At 39.2% G+C, this 14148-nt stretch carries 17 protein-coding genes and 1 pseudogene; all 18 read right to left on the bottom strand.

The annotated features are described in order from the left end of the window. Positions 1-130 precede the first annotated feature (130 nt). The gene (rpsA, locus tag EXE30_RS05910) at positions 131-1813 is read right to left on the bottom strand and encodes a 30S ribosomal protein S1 (protein ID WP_130161606.1); all 1683 of its coding nucleotides are present in this window, start codon (positions 1811-1813) and stop codon (positions 131-133) included. Between the two features lie 114 nt (positions 1814-1927). Next, on the bottom strand, positions 1928-2608 hold the full coding sequence (cmk, locus tag EXE30_RS05915; RefSeq protein ID WP_130161607.1) for a (d)CMP kinase: 681 nt from the start codon (positions 2606-2608) through the stop codon (positions 1928-1930). A 9-nt stretch (positions 2609-2617) separates the two neighbouring features. Continuing rightward, entirely contained in the window at positions 2618-3058 is a 441-nt protein-coding gene (locus tag EXE30_RS05920) for an SRPBCC family protein (RefSeq protein WP_130161608.1), read from the bottom strand. A 27-nt stretch (positions 3059-3085) separates the two neighbouring features. Further along, positions 3086-3635 (bottom strand): annotated as a pseudogene (gene tadA, locus EXE30_RS05925) (tRNA adenosine(34) deaminase TadA). A gap of 5 nt (positions 3636-3640) precedes the next feature. Then, positions 3641-4765, bottom strand: a complete 1125-nt coding sequence (locus EXE30_RS05930) for an enoyl-CoA hydratase/isomerase family protein (RefSeq protein WP_171407459.1) — start codon at positions 4763-4765, stop codon at positions 3641-3643. Continuing rightward, positions 4762-5475 carry a uracil-DNA glycosylase gene (ung, locus tag EXE30_RS05935; RefSeq protein ID WP_130161610.1) on the bottom strand — a complete coding sequence of 238 codons (714 nt, stop codon included), beginning with the start codon at positions 5473-5475 and terminating at the stop codon, positions 4762-4764. The genes EXE30_RS05930 and ung overlap by 4 nt, the downstream gene beginning before the upstream one ends. 44 nt (positions 5476-5519) lie before the next feature. Next, on the bottom strand, positions 5520-6116 hold the full coding sequence (locus tag EXE30_RS05940) for a 6-pyruvoyl trahydropterin synthase family protein (protein ID WP_121930326.1): 597 nt from the start codon (positions 6114-6116) through the stop codon (positions 5520-5522). Positions 6117-6219: 103 nt separating this feature from the next. Next, a complete protein-coding gene (gspK, locus tag EXE30_RS05945) occupies positions 6220-7179 on the bottom strand; it encodes a type II secretion system minor pseudopilin GspK (RefSeq protein ID WP_130161611.1) in 960 nt (319 codons plus the stop codon). A gap of 5 nt (positions 7180-7184) precedes the next feature. Next, positions 7185-7802, bottom strand: a complete 618-nt coding sequence (locus EXE30_RS05950) for a type II secretion system protein GspJ (RefSeq protein ID WP_171457331.1) — start codon at positions 7800-7802, stop codon at positions 7185-7187. Next, complete coding sequence (gene gspI, locus EXE30_RS05955) at positions 7802-8188, bottom strand: type II secretion system minor pseudopilin GspI (RefSeq protein ID WP_004671386.1); 387 nt, start codon at positions 8186-8188, stop codon at positions 7802-7804. Before gspI ends, EXE30_RS05950 begins: the two co-directional genes overlap by 1 nt. Further along, positions 8175-8729: a pilus assembly FimT family protein gene (locus tag EXE30_RS05960; protein WP_130161613.1), complete on the bottom strand. Its 555-nt coding sequence runs from the start codon at positions 8727-8729 to the stop codon at positions 8175-8177. The genes gspI and EXE30_RS05960 overlap by 14 nt, the downstream gene beginning before the upstream one ends. Positions 8730-8737: 8 nt before the next feature. Then, complete coding sequence (locus EXE30_RS05965; RefSeq protein ID WP_165382378.1) at positions 8738-9349, bottom strand: TetR/AcrR family transcriptional regulator; 612 nt, start codon at positions 9347-9349, stop codon at positions 8738-8740. 41 nt (positions 9350-9390) lie between these two features. Continuing rightward, positions 9391-10164, bottom strand: coding sequence for a TatD family hydrolase (locus tag EXE30_RS05970; RefSeq protein ID WP_130161614.1), 774 nt, complete (start codon positions 10162-10164; stop codon positions 9391-9393). Between the two features lie 22 nt (positions 10165-10186). Continuing rightward, positions 10187-10531: a PilZ domain-containing protein gene (locus EXE30_RS05975; RefSeq protein ID WP_121930269.1), complete on the bottom strand. Its 345-nt coding sequence runs from the start codon at positions 10529-10531 to the stop codon at positions 10187-10189. A gap of 349 nt (positions 10532-10880) precedes the next feature. Beyond that, positions 10881-11189 (bottom strand): hypothetical protein, encoded by a 309-nt coding sequence (locus EXE30_RS05980; protein ID WP_130161615.1) that lies wholly within the window; start codon positions 11187-11189, stop codon positions 10881-10883. 185 nt (positions 11190-11374) lie between these two features. After that, complete coding sequence (locus EXE30_RS05985; protein ID WP_130161616.1) at positions 11375-12364, bottom strand: DNA polymerase III subunit delta'; 990 nt, start codon at positions 12362-12364, stop codon at positions 11375-11377. A gap of 1 nt (position 12365) precedes the next feature. Further along, positions 12366-13127 carry a 3-deoxy-manno-octulosonate cytidylyltransferase gene (gene kdsB, locus EXE30_RS05990; protein WP_130161617.1) on the bottom strand — a complete coding sequence of 254 codons (762 nt, stop codon included), beginning with the start codon at positions 13125-13127 and terminating at the stop codon, positions 12366-12368. A 9-nt stretch (positions 13128-13136) separates the two neighbouring features. Further along, positions 13137-14147 carry a tetraacyldisaccharide 4'-kinase gene (gene lpxK, locus EXE30_RS05995; RefSeq protein ID WP_130161618.1) on the bottom strand — a complete coding sequence of 337 codons (1011 nt, stop codon included), beginning with the start codon at positions 14145-14147 and terminating at the stop codon, positions 13137-13139. Position 14148: the final 1 nt, after the last annotated feature.

The following is a 14148-nucleotide window of genomic DNA, read 5'->3' on the forward strand; positions in this document are numbered from 1 at the left end:
TCTCAGTATTTTAATAATAACCTGTTTAAATACAAAACGGTAGCGCAGTACATCAATACTACGCTACCGTTTACAGTATTTTTGTATAAAAAGGTGCGTATCTGTTACAAGAAACGTACCTTTTAACAAATTACTTCATTTGTGCTTTAATTAAGTCACCAATGGTTTTAGGACCATTGCTTTCTGCAGTTTGAGTTGCAGCAGCTTGACGAACATTGTTCACAGCTTCTTTCTCTTCAGCTTCGTCTTTCGCTTTGATAGACAAGTTGATAGAGCGAGATTTACGATCAACGTTGATGATCTTCGCTTCAACTTCTTGACCAACTTCTAAGAATTTAGTCGCATCTTCAACGCGGTCGCGGTTGATTTCAGATGCTTTAAGCGTTGCTTCGATGTCATCAGCAAGTTTAACAGTTGCACCTTTAGCATCAACTGCAGTCACAGTACCTTTAACTAAAGCACCGCGTTCATTCGCAGCCAAGAAGTCATTGAATGGATCACTGTTTAATTGCTTGATACCAAGGCTGATACGGTTACCTTCAGCATCTACAGATAAGATAACTGCTTCAACTGTGTCACCTTTCTTGTAACGACGAATAGCTTCTTCGCCTTGTTCGTTCCAAGAAATATCAGACAAGTGTACTAAACCATCAATTCCACCAGATAAACCGATGAAGATACCGAAATCAGTAATTGACTTGATCGTACCAGAAACTTTTTCGCCTTTTTCATTCGCTTTAGCAAACTCTTCCCATGGGTTAGCACGAGTTTGTTTGATACCCAATGAAATACGACGACGTTCTTCATCAACTTCAAGAACCATAACATCAACTTCATCACCGATCTGAACAACTTTAGATGGGTGGATGTTTTTGTTAGTGTGGTCCATTTCTGAAACGTGTACTAAGCCTTCAACGCCTTCAGCGATTTCAGCAAAACAACCGTAATCAGTTAAGTTAGTCACACGAGCTTTAACGATAGAACCTTTAGGATAACGGTTCATGATCGCTAACCATGGATCTTCGCCTAATTGCTTAAGACCTAAAGATACGCGGTTACGCTCACGGTCAAACTTAAGTACTTTAACTGTAACTTCTTGACCAACTTCAACAACTTCTGAAGGGTGTTTGATACGTTTCCAAGCCATATCTGTGATATGAAGAAGACCATCAATACCACCAAGATCAACGAATGCACCGTAATCAGTAAGGTTCTTAATAGTACCTGTAACTGTTTGGCCTTCTTCAAGTTGAGCAAGTAATGCTTCACGGTCAGCTGAAGATTCAGCTTCCATAACTGCACGACGAGATACAACAACGTTGTTACGTTTAGCATCAAGTTTGATTACTTTAAACTCTAACTCTTTACCTTCAAGGTGAGTTGTATCACGGATAGGACGCGTGTCAACTAAAGAACCTGGTAAGAATGCACGAACAGGACCGATGTCAACAGTGAAACCGCCTTTAACCTTACCAGAGATAACACCAGTAACGATTTCGCCGTCTTCAAAGATTTTCTCAAGCTTAGTCCAAGTTTCAGCACGTTTTGCTTTTTCACGTGATAAAACTGTTTGACCCATACCGTTGTCAAGTGCTTCAACCACTACGTCAACAGTATCACCAACTTGAACTTCAAGTTCACGTTGTTCATTTAAAAATTCAGCACGATCAACAACGCCTTCAGATTTAAGGCCAGTGTCAACAGTAACCCAGTCAGAATCGATACTAACAACAGTACCTTGGATGACTGCACCCTTTTCAACGTTGAGGTTTAATTCACTTTCTTCAAAGAGGGCTGCAAAAGATTCGGTCATGATATACCTGATAAAGTCCGCGGTCTTGGATCAGACAAGGCCGGTTTAGTTAAGTTGTTACATTGTCCAAAAAATCTGATCAAGCAATGCTTCAACTGATAAAAAATTGTGTATCTATTTTATACGGCTATTGATATAGTCAACCATCAACTGAAACACTTCATTGATACCTATTGTAGAACTATCAATGACATACGCATCTTCAGCAGGTCTGAGAGGAGCAACTGTACGCTCCATATCTCTTTTATCCCTAGCCTGTATGTTAGATAAAATGTCGCTTATTTTAGCATCAAGACCCATGCCCTGCAACTGTTTTACACGGCGCTCAGCACGAGACTCAGCCGATGCCGTTAAATAAATTTTAGCTTGCGCTTCTGGAAAGATCGATGTCGCCATATCACGGCCATCAGCAACCAAGCCAGGCGTTTGGATAAATGCACGTTGGCGCTCAAATAATGCTTTACGTAATTCAGGGACAGCCGCAACTTTTGATGCGTACTCTCCAACCTGCTCAGTCCTGATCGTATTGGTGACATCGACACCATCCAACAAGATCAATGTAGTTGTATCCGTTGTTTTGAATTCAATATCCAAATTGAGTGCACAATCAATACATTGTTCTAATTTTACATCTAATTGGTCGAGCAAACCTTGTTGAAACAATGACAGCCCAAGTAGACGATAAAGTGCGCCTGAATCTAATAAATTATAATGGTAATGAGCAGCAATTTTAGCAGCCAAAGTCCCCTTACCAGACCCACTTGGACCATCAATCGTAATAATATGAACTGTCATTCCCATCTCTTATGCAGCAACTGATTTCGCTAATTTTGAAAATCCTAGTGTAATCGCTGCTTTGAGTTGTGCAAGGACTAATTTGCTTACAAAAGGTGCTTTTGCTGTAAATTCAATCTTATAAGTTACTAAAGTAATATAAGGCGTAATTTCTTTAAAGACAATTTGTCCCAAATGGTGCTTAACCAATGGATTGTTAATTAACTTATATTCAATACGTTGATTTTCTTCTAACAGCGTGATCTCTTCTTGAAGTGGCTTAATTGGACCAAAGCCCATACGGCGAATTGAACCAATACCATCTGGACGTTCAGGATCAGCAGAATCTTTTACACGCACTACTTGTAACGGTGCAAAAGCTTTATTATATGTTGCGTGTTTAGACAATAACTCAAAAACCTCAGAGATCGGTGCATTGAATTCTTTTTGTATGGTGATTGCATTACGCATAGTTTCGCCTTTTTAATTAAACCAAAATCATCGGAGGCTTAGTTTGCCACATTCGTGGAGACATTTTGAATCATTTAAGGACGTTTTTTGATAAACGGTTTTTCTTCTTTTCGCGTCTTCTTTGTTTAAAAAAATCACTGAGTTGAGTTGAACATTGCGCTTGTAAACAACCCTGTTTAAAGGTGAATTTATGGTTGTAATAACCATTTTCAAGCAGTTGACGGGCGCTGACCAGTGAACCTGCCTTAGGCTCAGTTGTAGCAAATACTACACGTTGAACACGCGCATGAATTAAAGCCCCCACACACATTGTGCAAGGCTCAAGCGTGACATAAAGCGTGGCATCATCCGGAAGTCGGTAATTATTGATAGATTGACAGGCCATACGCAGCGCTTGAATCTCTGCATGCGCCGTAGGATCCGAAAGTTTGATCGGGGCATTATAGCCCACCCCAATGATTTCACCTTGGCTGACAATAACAGCCCCTACAGGAATCTCCCCCTGAGCTGCGGCTAATGCAGCCTGCTCGTAAGCAAACTGCATCCAATGTTCATCATTACTATTATTTTCAATCATACGCCTTAAACAATAATACCGTATTGTCTTAACAAGGCATTCCAGCTATCAATATTTGTCACTGGCGGACAATCAGATAAAATATCTTTTAAAGTAATTTTCTCTGTCGCTTTCCATTCTGGAGAGAGATCTTTGTCCACTAAGCGAGCACGCACGCCTTCTACGAAGTCAGGATGACGGATTTTCCAATCGGAAATCTGAGCTTCTAGCGCAAAAACCTCATCCCAAGCATGACCCTGTTTACCCCATTGCCAAAGTAACCACGTGATCGCTGCTGTACTCGGTGACCCCTTTTGCAAGTTCTCACTTGCTTGGCGTAACCAATCACTACTCGCCTCACTCAATCCAATAATTGCCTGATAATCAAATTCAAAGTTTTGACCACGACAAACACTGTGAATAACATCAATCGAATTTTGCAAAGGGCCTGCTGCAACTGGACGATGCAGACTATTTAATGTGTCATCAATGGCACGGAAAGCACCTGCTGGATAATGATTCCAATCTACATTTAAGACTTTTTGCAAGACATTATCACGTTGTGCTTCACAGATATGTGTCGCCCAACCGATGCTAAATGCACCAGCAGCCGTCATAATCGATCCAGTTAGGCCAGTGAACAAACCAATTTGTCCCCGATCGGCCAGAAATCGACTTCCCCCTACATCTGGATATAAGCCGATATTGATTTCAGGCATAGCCAAACGTGAATAAGGTGTCACTAAACGGAACGGAGCCGCCATGAATAAACCAAGCCCACCACCCATCACATAGCCTTCACCCCAAACCACAATCGGCTTAGCATAATTATGAAGCAATAGGTCTAAGGCATATTCTTGCTCAAAGAATTTATTCGCAGTGTCAACTTCTTTATTTACAACCAATTGACGAAGCTTACGTACGTCTCCACCTGCACAAAATGCTTTTGGTGTGGTTGAATCTAACCAAATTGCTTTGACACTTTCATCATCATGAAAATGCTCAAACACTCGAAAAAGTGCAGTTACAATAGACTCGTCTAATGCATGTAAAGATTTTGGTCGGTTAAGACGAATAACTCGCCAACCATTTTTTTCTTGCTCAATAACCAAATCAGGATGATAGCTATTTAAATCAGGAGAAGTCATTATGCGTCCAATTGCCAGTCTATAGGCTCAATGCCATGTTGTTTCAAATAATGATTGCTTTTAGAAAATACTTTACAGCCAAAAAAACCACCACGGTTTGCCGCCAATGGCGACGGATGAGCTGCACTTAATACGAGATGTTTATTACGATCAATACGTTGTCCTTTACGCTGTGCATAAGCACCCCATAAAATAAAGACCACGTGTTCACGCTGCTCATTTAGTACATCAATCACAGCGTCTGTAAAATCTTCCCAGCCTTGCTTTTGATGAGAAGTTGGTTGGCCTGCCTCTACGGTCAGTACACTATTCAACAACAGTACACCCTGCGCAGCCCACTTACTCAAATCACCATGCCGAGAAATAGGCACAGCCAAATCACTATGCAATTCATGGAAAATATTACGTAAAGAAGGTGGTAATGCAACCCCTCTTTGCACAGAAAAACTTAAACCATTGGCTTGATTTGGGCCGTGATATGGATCTTGACCTAAAATTACAACTTTAACAGCACTCAAAGGCGTTGTATTTAGTGCATTAAAAATATGTTTACTTGGCGGGTAAATCGTCTTCTCTGCAAGTCTTTGCTGTTGCAAGAACTCACGTAAATGATCCATCTTCTGACCGAGCAGAAATTCGGATAATGAGATTTTCCATGACTCATCCAGCTGAACTTTACTTAACTTGTCCTGTTGCTGTTCAGTAAATTGCATCAATGTTCCTTGAAATGAATTCACTCCCTTGAGTGAGTAGGTACTTAAATATTAACTTGTAATTCTACATTCGGGTTTTGAAATCGCATTCCATTTTTCAAACGCTCATACATTTGTGGATCACTCCACTCGCTTTGAACTTGCTCTGAAAAAACGATTTGATCTAGGCTCAATATGCCCATTTGTTCATTATCAATATCTTCTTGAAAACTTTGTGCATAACCCGTATCAGTTTCGTGAACAATCACCGAATATACCTCAACATCCCCTTCGCCATTCTGGGTAACTGTTGAATTTAATACCTGTTGCGCAAGAAAAAAGAAAATACGAGAAAATTGTTCTGCTGATGGTGAAACTGGCAAAGCCACCCAACGTGCGCTAAAGGTTTTGCATGCATCAATATACGCAGCATCATCTTTTTGCCAATAACAAATCGCATGATCAAAACTATCAAATAATTCTTTAATTACGCCTTTAAGCAGCCCAAAATCATAAACCATTTGCCCATGATCTAACTTTGACGCTTTTAGTAATAATTCAACTTTATAGCTGTGCCCATGAATCGAACGCTTACAGCGATCCGATGTACAATTCCGTACAATATGCGCGTTTTCAAACTTAAATAATTTACGAATTAACATGCACCAAGCTGATCTTTTTTTGCAAACAAACTTTATTATAAAGCAAAAAAACAAGCATTGGGATTGAATTTAAATCTTGTGACTATTCAATAATCCAATCTACTCACTTAAATGGGGCAAGACTTCTTGAATAGACAATGACTTGTTTATCTTGTCGGTGCATCGAGCTGCTAAATTGGCGCTTCCGCTCACTTAAAACAACTTCTATTTGTGCAGTAAAAAAAGAAGATTTACTGTCTAACCACGTCGCCGCATCTGCCTTATTTTGCTGCTCTATTCCAGAAAAAGCATTGAGCTTCCACAAATCTTCAACATTATTGAAATAAGATAAATCAGCTTGTTTTGTTTTTAATTCTTGCTCTACAGCATTAACATCGACACTTGGATCAATACTTGCCAACAATAATGCTGGCGCAGTGTTCATATTAATCTTTGTTGGTTCTGGCAATGCCGTAATATATTGCTTAATCAAATCGTAGTTTTTCCCTTCGAAGCCCCTAACCAACTTTAATTCTTCAACACTATGAAATTTGGTATTTGGAGCTAAATAAGAAGGATCTAATCCTTGATAATAATTACTCTCAGCCCCCATCGCACCTGTTGTTTCATCATCAGTATCTTGCCAATCGATCACAGCTTGGCTTAGCTCTGCGGGTAAACCAACACGCTGTAAAAGTTTTTCAAACCAGCGACGAGCCAAATCATCAACTTCATTGCCATTTGCTTTTACCAAATTATTTAAGTTGAATTTTCCAGATTCATCCACTAAACGACCTTGAACAGAACCACCATCAACTGGAAATGATGGCATTGGTTTGGCCCAATTCTCCTGTAAATGATCAACACTATTACCGTTATCGCTATCTTGAATCAACAACTCCGAGAAAAATGCTTCGGCACTTTTGGCATAAAGTAAAGATTGATTCTGACGCATCAAATAGCCTGTATTTTCAGCACTATTACTTTGTCGTTTTGCGATGGTTGCTGCAAGAATCGTCGCAAGTGCAACCATAACCAAGATCGTAAGCAATGCAATACCACGTTGAGACGCATATGTCTTCATAGCAATTACTGACCACCCTGATTGTTGCTGACCAAGCTATATATCCACTCATAGTCTGTACCTGCGACCGTGAGTTGTATTTTAAAACCTAATGGTAATTTTTTTAATTCATTCACATTATTTGAATCACCCGTGTTTTCTGGCCACTCAGACAATTCCTGAGGATTTAATACCAGTACTTTAAACTGATCAACATTTTCCAACAAAGTACTTGAGATCGGCTGCACACGATTGGGGATGTTTAAATTTGCATATTTCAAACGATAGACTTTTTTTTGTGCTTCATCAAAACGATATTCAATACGCTCGTACGGTGATAAACCTTGTTTCAATGGATCAGATACACCAGCTTTACTGAACATAAAACTTCGATCATCCAACACCACGGCAGCCTGAAGCTGTCGTCCATCATTGGCCGTTAAAGGAATAATTTGTAAGCTGTCTCTTAAAACCTGTTGATAAGCATCCTGCAAAGCGAACAAATGTACCTCATGTTCGGCATTACGGTCTTTCACTTTTAATAAATAGTCAAATACTTTCCACCCCAACATCGAAAGCACAGCAAAAATCGCAATCGCAACCAGCAATTCCACCAAAGTAAAAGCTTGCTGTTTATATTTCATCATGTCTTCGCTTGTTCAGGATAGTTAAAAAATACAATATTGCTAATACCTGCTTCTACTTTATCCTGATCAACGTTAAACAAACTTATCTGTAACTCAATACGTTGTATTTTGGGGCTAATTGTAGGTTCAGCTTTTTTATCAATTTGCCACGTTTCACCTTGTGAAGAAACTTGCTTTGATTGAGTTCCATCTAACCATTCTTTATTCATCTCCATCATCGCAACTTCATTCATTGCAACAAATTGAGCTTTGGTCCGCAAAATCGCATTTGAGGTTGCTTGAGTGTATTGCATTGCAATTTTAGTCAATGCAATCGCAGCCACTGCAAAAATCGCAAGTGCGACCATGACTTCAAGTAATGTAAATGCCTTATTCTTCTTCATTTACTTTACCCAAATGATCCAGCGACAGCTCATGTCCAATCGGTCGTTGCTCATAATAAAATTGAATTCGAACAGGCTTCACCTCACCATTGCCAAACCAAATCAGTTGTGGCGCCCTGCCACCTAATAGATCGTCATTCTGTGCTCTTTTATAATTTTCAGCATCTAAACTTTGAATGCTAAAAGATACATTTTTCGGTAACTGACGAGGTTTAAACTCTTTATAAACCTGCCAAATACGATCCGCTTGTTGAATACGCTCATGACTTTGATCATGAGCGTATTCAAACAGGTTATAACTAAAAGATGAAACGTCTGTTGCATTCTGAGTATTTAACGCAAAAACTTTTGCTTGATCTGTGGCTTCTTTATTGATTTTCTTAAGATCAAGAATAAACATTTCTCTGGCTTGCATTGCTCTACGCTGGTCAACACCACCGATATTCAAGACCACCAAAGATGTCATGATGGTCATAATCACAATCACCACCATGATCTCAATCAGGGTAAATGCTTGTTGCGATCTCAGTGAAGACTTCATTTTATTGGTCACGAAGATGAAACTTGTTCAAGCTGCTTAGGCATGGCTAAAGCTTGCTCAATATAAGCGACTCGTAATGTATCTCTAGAACCTAAATAGCGCTGATAAAAGCTTGAATTTAGGATAACTGCTGCACCATAGGTCAAAGACCATATAGATGCTAAATAATCACGGGTTGTCATACTACTGTTAATATCAAGCAAATAACTTTCCGTCATTCGAATGATAATACGTAATCGTTGACGGCGAATCTTATATAATTCACTAAATAATTGCTGAATACCTTGTGCTGTTGTCGATAAACGCTCTTCAATTTGATGAAATAGTGCGGTACGTTCAGGATGGTGTAAATGATGCAACATAAAAAAAGCTAAATGCTCGGGAAAGCTTTTTTCTATATCTTGAATCATTGCTAACAACATTCGCTCATTACGAATAATCAGCAGCATATATAATTCATCTTTACTCTGAAAATGTTTATATAAGGTGCCTTTTGCAAGATCCAATTCGGCCGCCAAAGCATCAAGGGTCATGCCGGCTTCACCATTTTCTAACAGGAGTTGCTCAGCGATTTGAAAAATTAATACTTCTCGTGCCCGAAACTGAGCTTGACGATCCATTTTCACGTGATAACTCTCTTTCCTAATACAACAAAAACCGTTTATTTAAAATTTAAAAGATTTTCAAAATTCTGTGTTGTAATCACACCAATTTCTTCAACTGTTTTATCATATACATCAGCCAAGGCTTTTGCTACATACGGAACATATTTAGGTTCATTGGTTTTTCCTCGATAAGGCATAGGCGCCAAATAAGGACTATCCGTTTCAATCAATACACGATCTAATGGAACTTGTTTCGCAACATCACGCAGATCTTGGGCATTTTTAAAAGAAATAATACCTGAAAAAGAAATATAGTAACCGCAATCTAAAACTGCTTTTGCCGTTTCCCAGTCTTCAGTAAAACAATGCAATATACCGTGTGTCGATTGTTCTGCCCGAATAATATCAATCGTATCGTGCTTAGCGGAGCGCGTATGTACAACCACAGGTTTCTTTACAATTTTTGATGCTTGAATGTGACGAGCAAAACACTGTTTTTGCTCAGTAACATAATCGGTACTATGATAATAATCTAACCCTGTTTCCCCCAAAGCCCAGACCTTATCTGATTGGGCTAGTTCTATCAAACAGTCTGTTGTCGCACGTGCCATCACATGCCCATCTTCACAAGGATGTACCCCAACTGTGTAGCCCACATCATCGTGACGGGAAGCAATTTCAGCCAATTTAATATGATCATCAAGATCAACCGAGATTCCCATAAATTTTGAGACACCTGCAAGTCGAGCTTGTGCGAGTGCTTGATCTAGATCCCCATCATAAGGACTTAGATCTAACAAGGTTAAATGGCAATGCGTATCAACAAACACTATCTCTTCCTATTCATGACGCTTACATCGTATAACTTGGACGATCCATACCTTTAGAACCGGCCAATAATTTCTCAGCCTCGTTTTTATAATACACACCTTTTTCGCCAGCCAACTGGATCGCAAAACCCTGTGGCTTAAAATGAGTCTGTTTGTGAGAAATCCAAATGACTTTACCTGTGAGCGGAATCTTTTGAGATTGCTCTGGAAGTGTCGCCAAAATAAATACTTCCTGTCCCATTTTTACTGCTTGTTTAGTGGGAACAAATAATCCACCGCCTTGTACAAAAGGCATATAGCTCGATTGTAAAGTGGCTTTATCAGGAATATTGACCTGTATAATTCCACCCATCATTTGATGTTGCATAACCTTCCCCTGTTAAATACATAAAATTATCAATATCATTCAACATTGATAAACTTATAAAAAACCATCAATTCGCTTTGATCTGTTTTATAAACGTCCTTTGAATTACCGCTTACTTAGTATCTATACATGATTTATCATTTGATTATAGAAAACAATCCTTGAAACAACAAATGCTGTTTCAGCAAAATGTTGTGAAAACACTCAAAACGGCTGGTATTTCGTTAGATTAGGGATCTAACATAGACATTACAGCAGACCAAGCTTTCAAATCATGCGTATGACAAAAACTAAAAAACCGCTCATAATCAGATTACATTATGAACGGTTCAATTCGTTTCAAAAGGACTTACTTTTCAGTACACTTATAATCGAAATTTAGTTTGCGGATAGCTTGATCGGTATGTCGTGTCACAACAGCGATCTGCCGTGCCCCAGCTTCAATATAAAGTTTACCGCTGAACTGATTCGATTTTGCATTTTGTTGGCTATGATTAAATGAGTAGCTATACACGCACTCATAGGCTTGTGAGCCATGATTAGATGCGTCGATCAGAATAGAAGAGCCATTGATGTTTGACTCAAACTTGGGCTCAGCCATCGTAATGGCTGGTAAAATTACAAGTGATAATGCAACAGCTATAGATCTTATTTTCATCACTATATTCCTTATTTTTTGCTATTATTGTGAAGTACCTCACATTTTATATATTTTTAGTTCGGAAGTTATAATAAAAAACAATTTAAATACAAACTTTACAACCCATCTTAAACTACAGTCTAACCCTATATCCTCATTCAATTATCTACAAAAAATCAGCTACCCCATTCGTCTTACGAAAATCACAACTCAACATTCATCAATTGAATAAACAATTCATCCATAACCAATTGTGTCTGTACATTCTGTGCCACCATCAACTTCTTTTGTTGCACATCAGTATAAATCGCGAATAAATGTTCTAAATCATACTGTTCGGCTAAATCTTGGAAATCAAGATCATCATTTCTCAATGATTGATTCAACTTAAGACTAACTAAATCACCCAACAAATACTCAAACAAGGTCATGAATTCTGTAAAACTTAACTCTTTAGACCATTTGTTGGCATAGTGCAACGGCATACTTTTTTCAGCAACTAATTTTAGCCAATCACTTAAGAACGACGTGCGTTTTTGCAACCAACCGCTTTGCTCTATTTCAATCGCAGTCAATGGCATCCCGTTTGCTAGATTTAGCAATAATGAAATATGCTCACTGCTGATCTCGGGAATCTGCTGTTGTACAAATGACCGTGCATCTTCTACAGTTAGTCGATCTAAGGCGAAATGCTGCAAACGGCTGCGAATCGTTGCAGGTAATTTTAAGTAATGATCGGCAAGTAAAATCAAAATGACTTTTTCACCCGGTTCTTCAAGTGTTTTCAGTAAAGCATTTGCAGAGGCCATATTTAAAGCTTCTGCAGGTTCAATCACGATAACTCGCCAACCCTCACCAGTTTGCTGAACAAAAGGAAGTAAATCTCGTATTTTTTCTATTTTAATTTTCGCATTTTGTTTTTTATTGTCTTCATCTGTCGTGATATGCACATAATTAGGATGCGTATCAGATTTTAACCATTGGCAACTTGCACATTCACCGCAAGCAGCTTGAGGTTGTTTATTCGCACATAATATCCAAGCAACAAATCGCTCAGCAAACGCTTTTTTGGCACAGCCTTGTTTACCATAAAATAGTAAACCATGCCCGATTTCGGGAAACCGCGTTGTCAGCAATTCCCAAGTTTGGTCATGCCAAGAGTATGTCATTGTTGGTTGGATATTAACGATCATATTATTCAAATGCACTCACAGGCATTGCATTAAGTCGATCTAAATCGATTTGAGTATCAACACCTGGTGGTAAGTTGGCTTCTGCAACTGCGATCGCAATACGATGACCATTTTCTAGAACTCGAAGCTGCTCTAAACTTTCTAGTTTTTCCAGTTTACCTTGTTCCCACGTGACATATTCTTGCAATAATTTTACACGATAGGCATATAAACCCAAATGGCGAAAAGCTTGCTCATGCAATTTAACCTCAGCTTGTTTCGCACCATCACGATCATAGGGAATCGTTGCTCGACTAAAATAAAGCGCTTCGTTACGATTAGACATGACAACTTTAACAATGCTATCGCGCTGAAACTCATCTAAATGATTAATCTGCTCGCATAATGTAGACATTGAACATTGCGGATTATCAACGAGAAGTTGCGTTACCTGTTTAACGAGTTGCGCTGGTAGTAATGGCTCATCACCTTGAACATTGACAATAATATCGTTTGATGCCCAGCCTTTAATGCGAGCAACCTCACTCAAACGATCCGTCCCAGATGGATGATCCGCACTGGTCATAACCACATCTACCCCTTCAGCACGACAAGCATCAGCAATTCGAGGGTCATCAGTCGCTACACATAAATCATCGAAACCTTCAACCTTCCGCGCTTGATCGACCACACGTAAAATCATCGGACGACCATGAATCAATAAAAGGGGTTTTGCTGGCAAACGAGAACTCGCAAAACGAGCAGGTATAACGATATGTTTCATGGTGATTCTCTAAGAAAATTGAATACCAACTTGTTGCAACTGCTGTTTCAACAAGTCATAACAATCAGATGATAAAACGGCCTCAACAGGTACAACCCAAATTGGTGTATTAAATTCAGGATGCTGTTGCAACAGGCTCTTAAATTTTACAGCATCTTTTTCAGTCGTAATAATTGCATCTTGCGAATCAAAAATTAAATCTGCGATTTCATAATCATAGTGATCTGGAAATTCATGTGCTTGATATTGACTCACACCCAGCTTACTTAGTGTCTGATAAAAGCGCTGCGGAAAGCCGATACCAACGACAGCATTAAAATATTGGTTCGCATCAAACCAACTTAACTCTAGATGATTGTTGAGTAGATAAGGTTGCCCAACATCTAAGTACATATTATTTTTTGGCTGAGCCACTTTAGTATGCTCGATGACTGTACTACTTTTTAATCTTGATTTTGGTTCTCGCAAATACCCTTCAGGTAATAGCTTTTCATTACCTAAACCACGGTTTTGATCCAATACAATCCATTCAATCTGACGACCTAAAGCCCAATGCTGAAGACCATCATCGCTAATAATCAAATCAAGATCACCAACAGTTTGCAACAATAACTCTATAGATGCTTGACGATTAGGCCCAACTGCCATCGGGACATCGGTCGACTGAACAATCAAACAAGGTTCGTCACCAACAATGGAAGGTTCAGATAACTGTTCCACTTTTGCAGGAAAAGGACCCTGTCCGCCATAACCACGACTGATCACCCCAACACGTACACCTTGCTGTTGTAAATATTTGACCAACTCAATCAGCAATGGGGTTTTGCCGCTTCCACCCACAGTGATATTACCAATCACCATGACAGGTATAGGAGCGTGGTAAACCTTCTTAACACCAACTTCATACAAGCTTTGATTTAGACAGAAACCAAACCGATACAACCATGCCAATGGGCGCAAAACAATTAACCATGAAGCTTGTTCGTTCCAAGCATCCTGTATGCGTTGCGCCATCGACATG

Origin of the sequence: Acinetobacter halotolerans, assembly GCF_004208515.1 — a bacterium.
Classification (GTDB): Bacteria; Pseudomonadota; Gammaproteobacteria; order Pseudomonadales; family Moraxellaceae; genus Acinetobacter; species Acinetobacter halotolerans.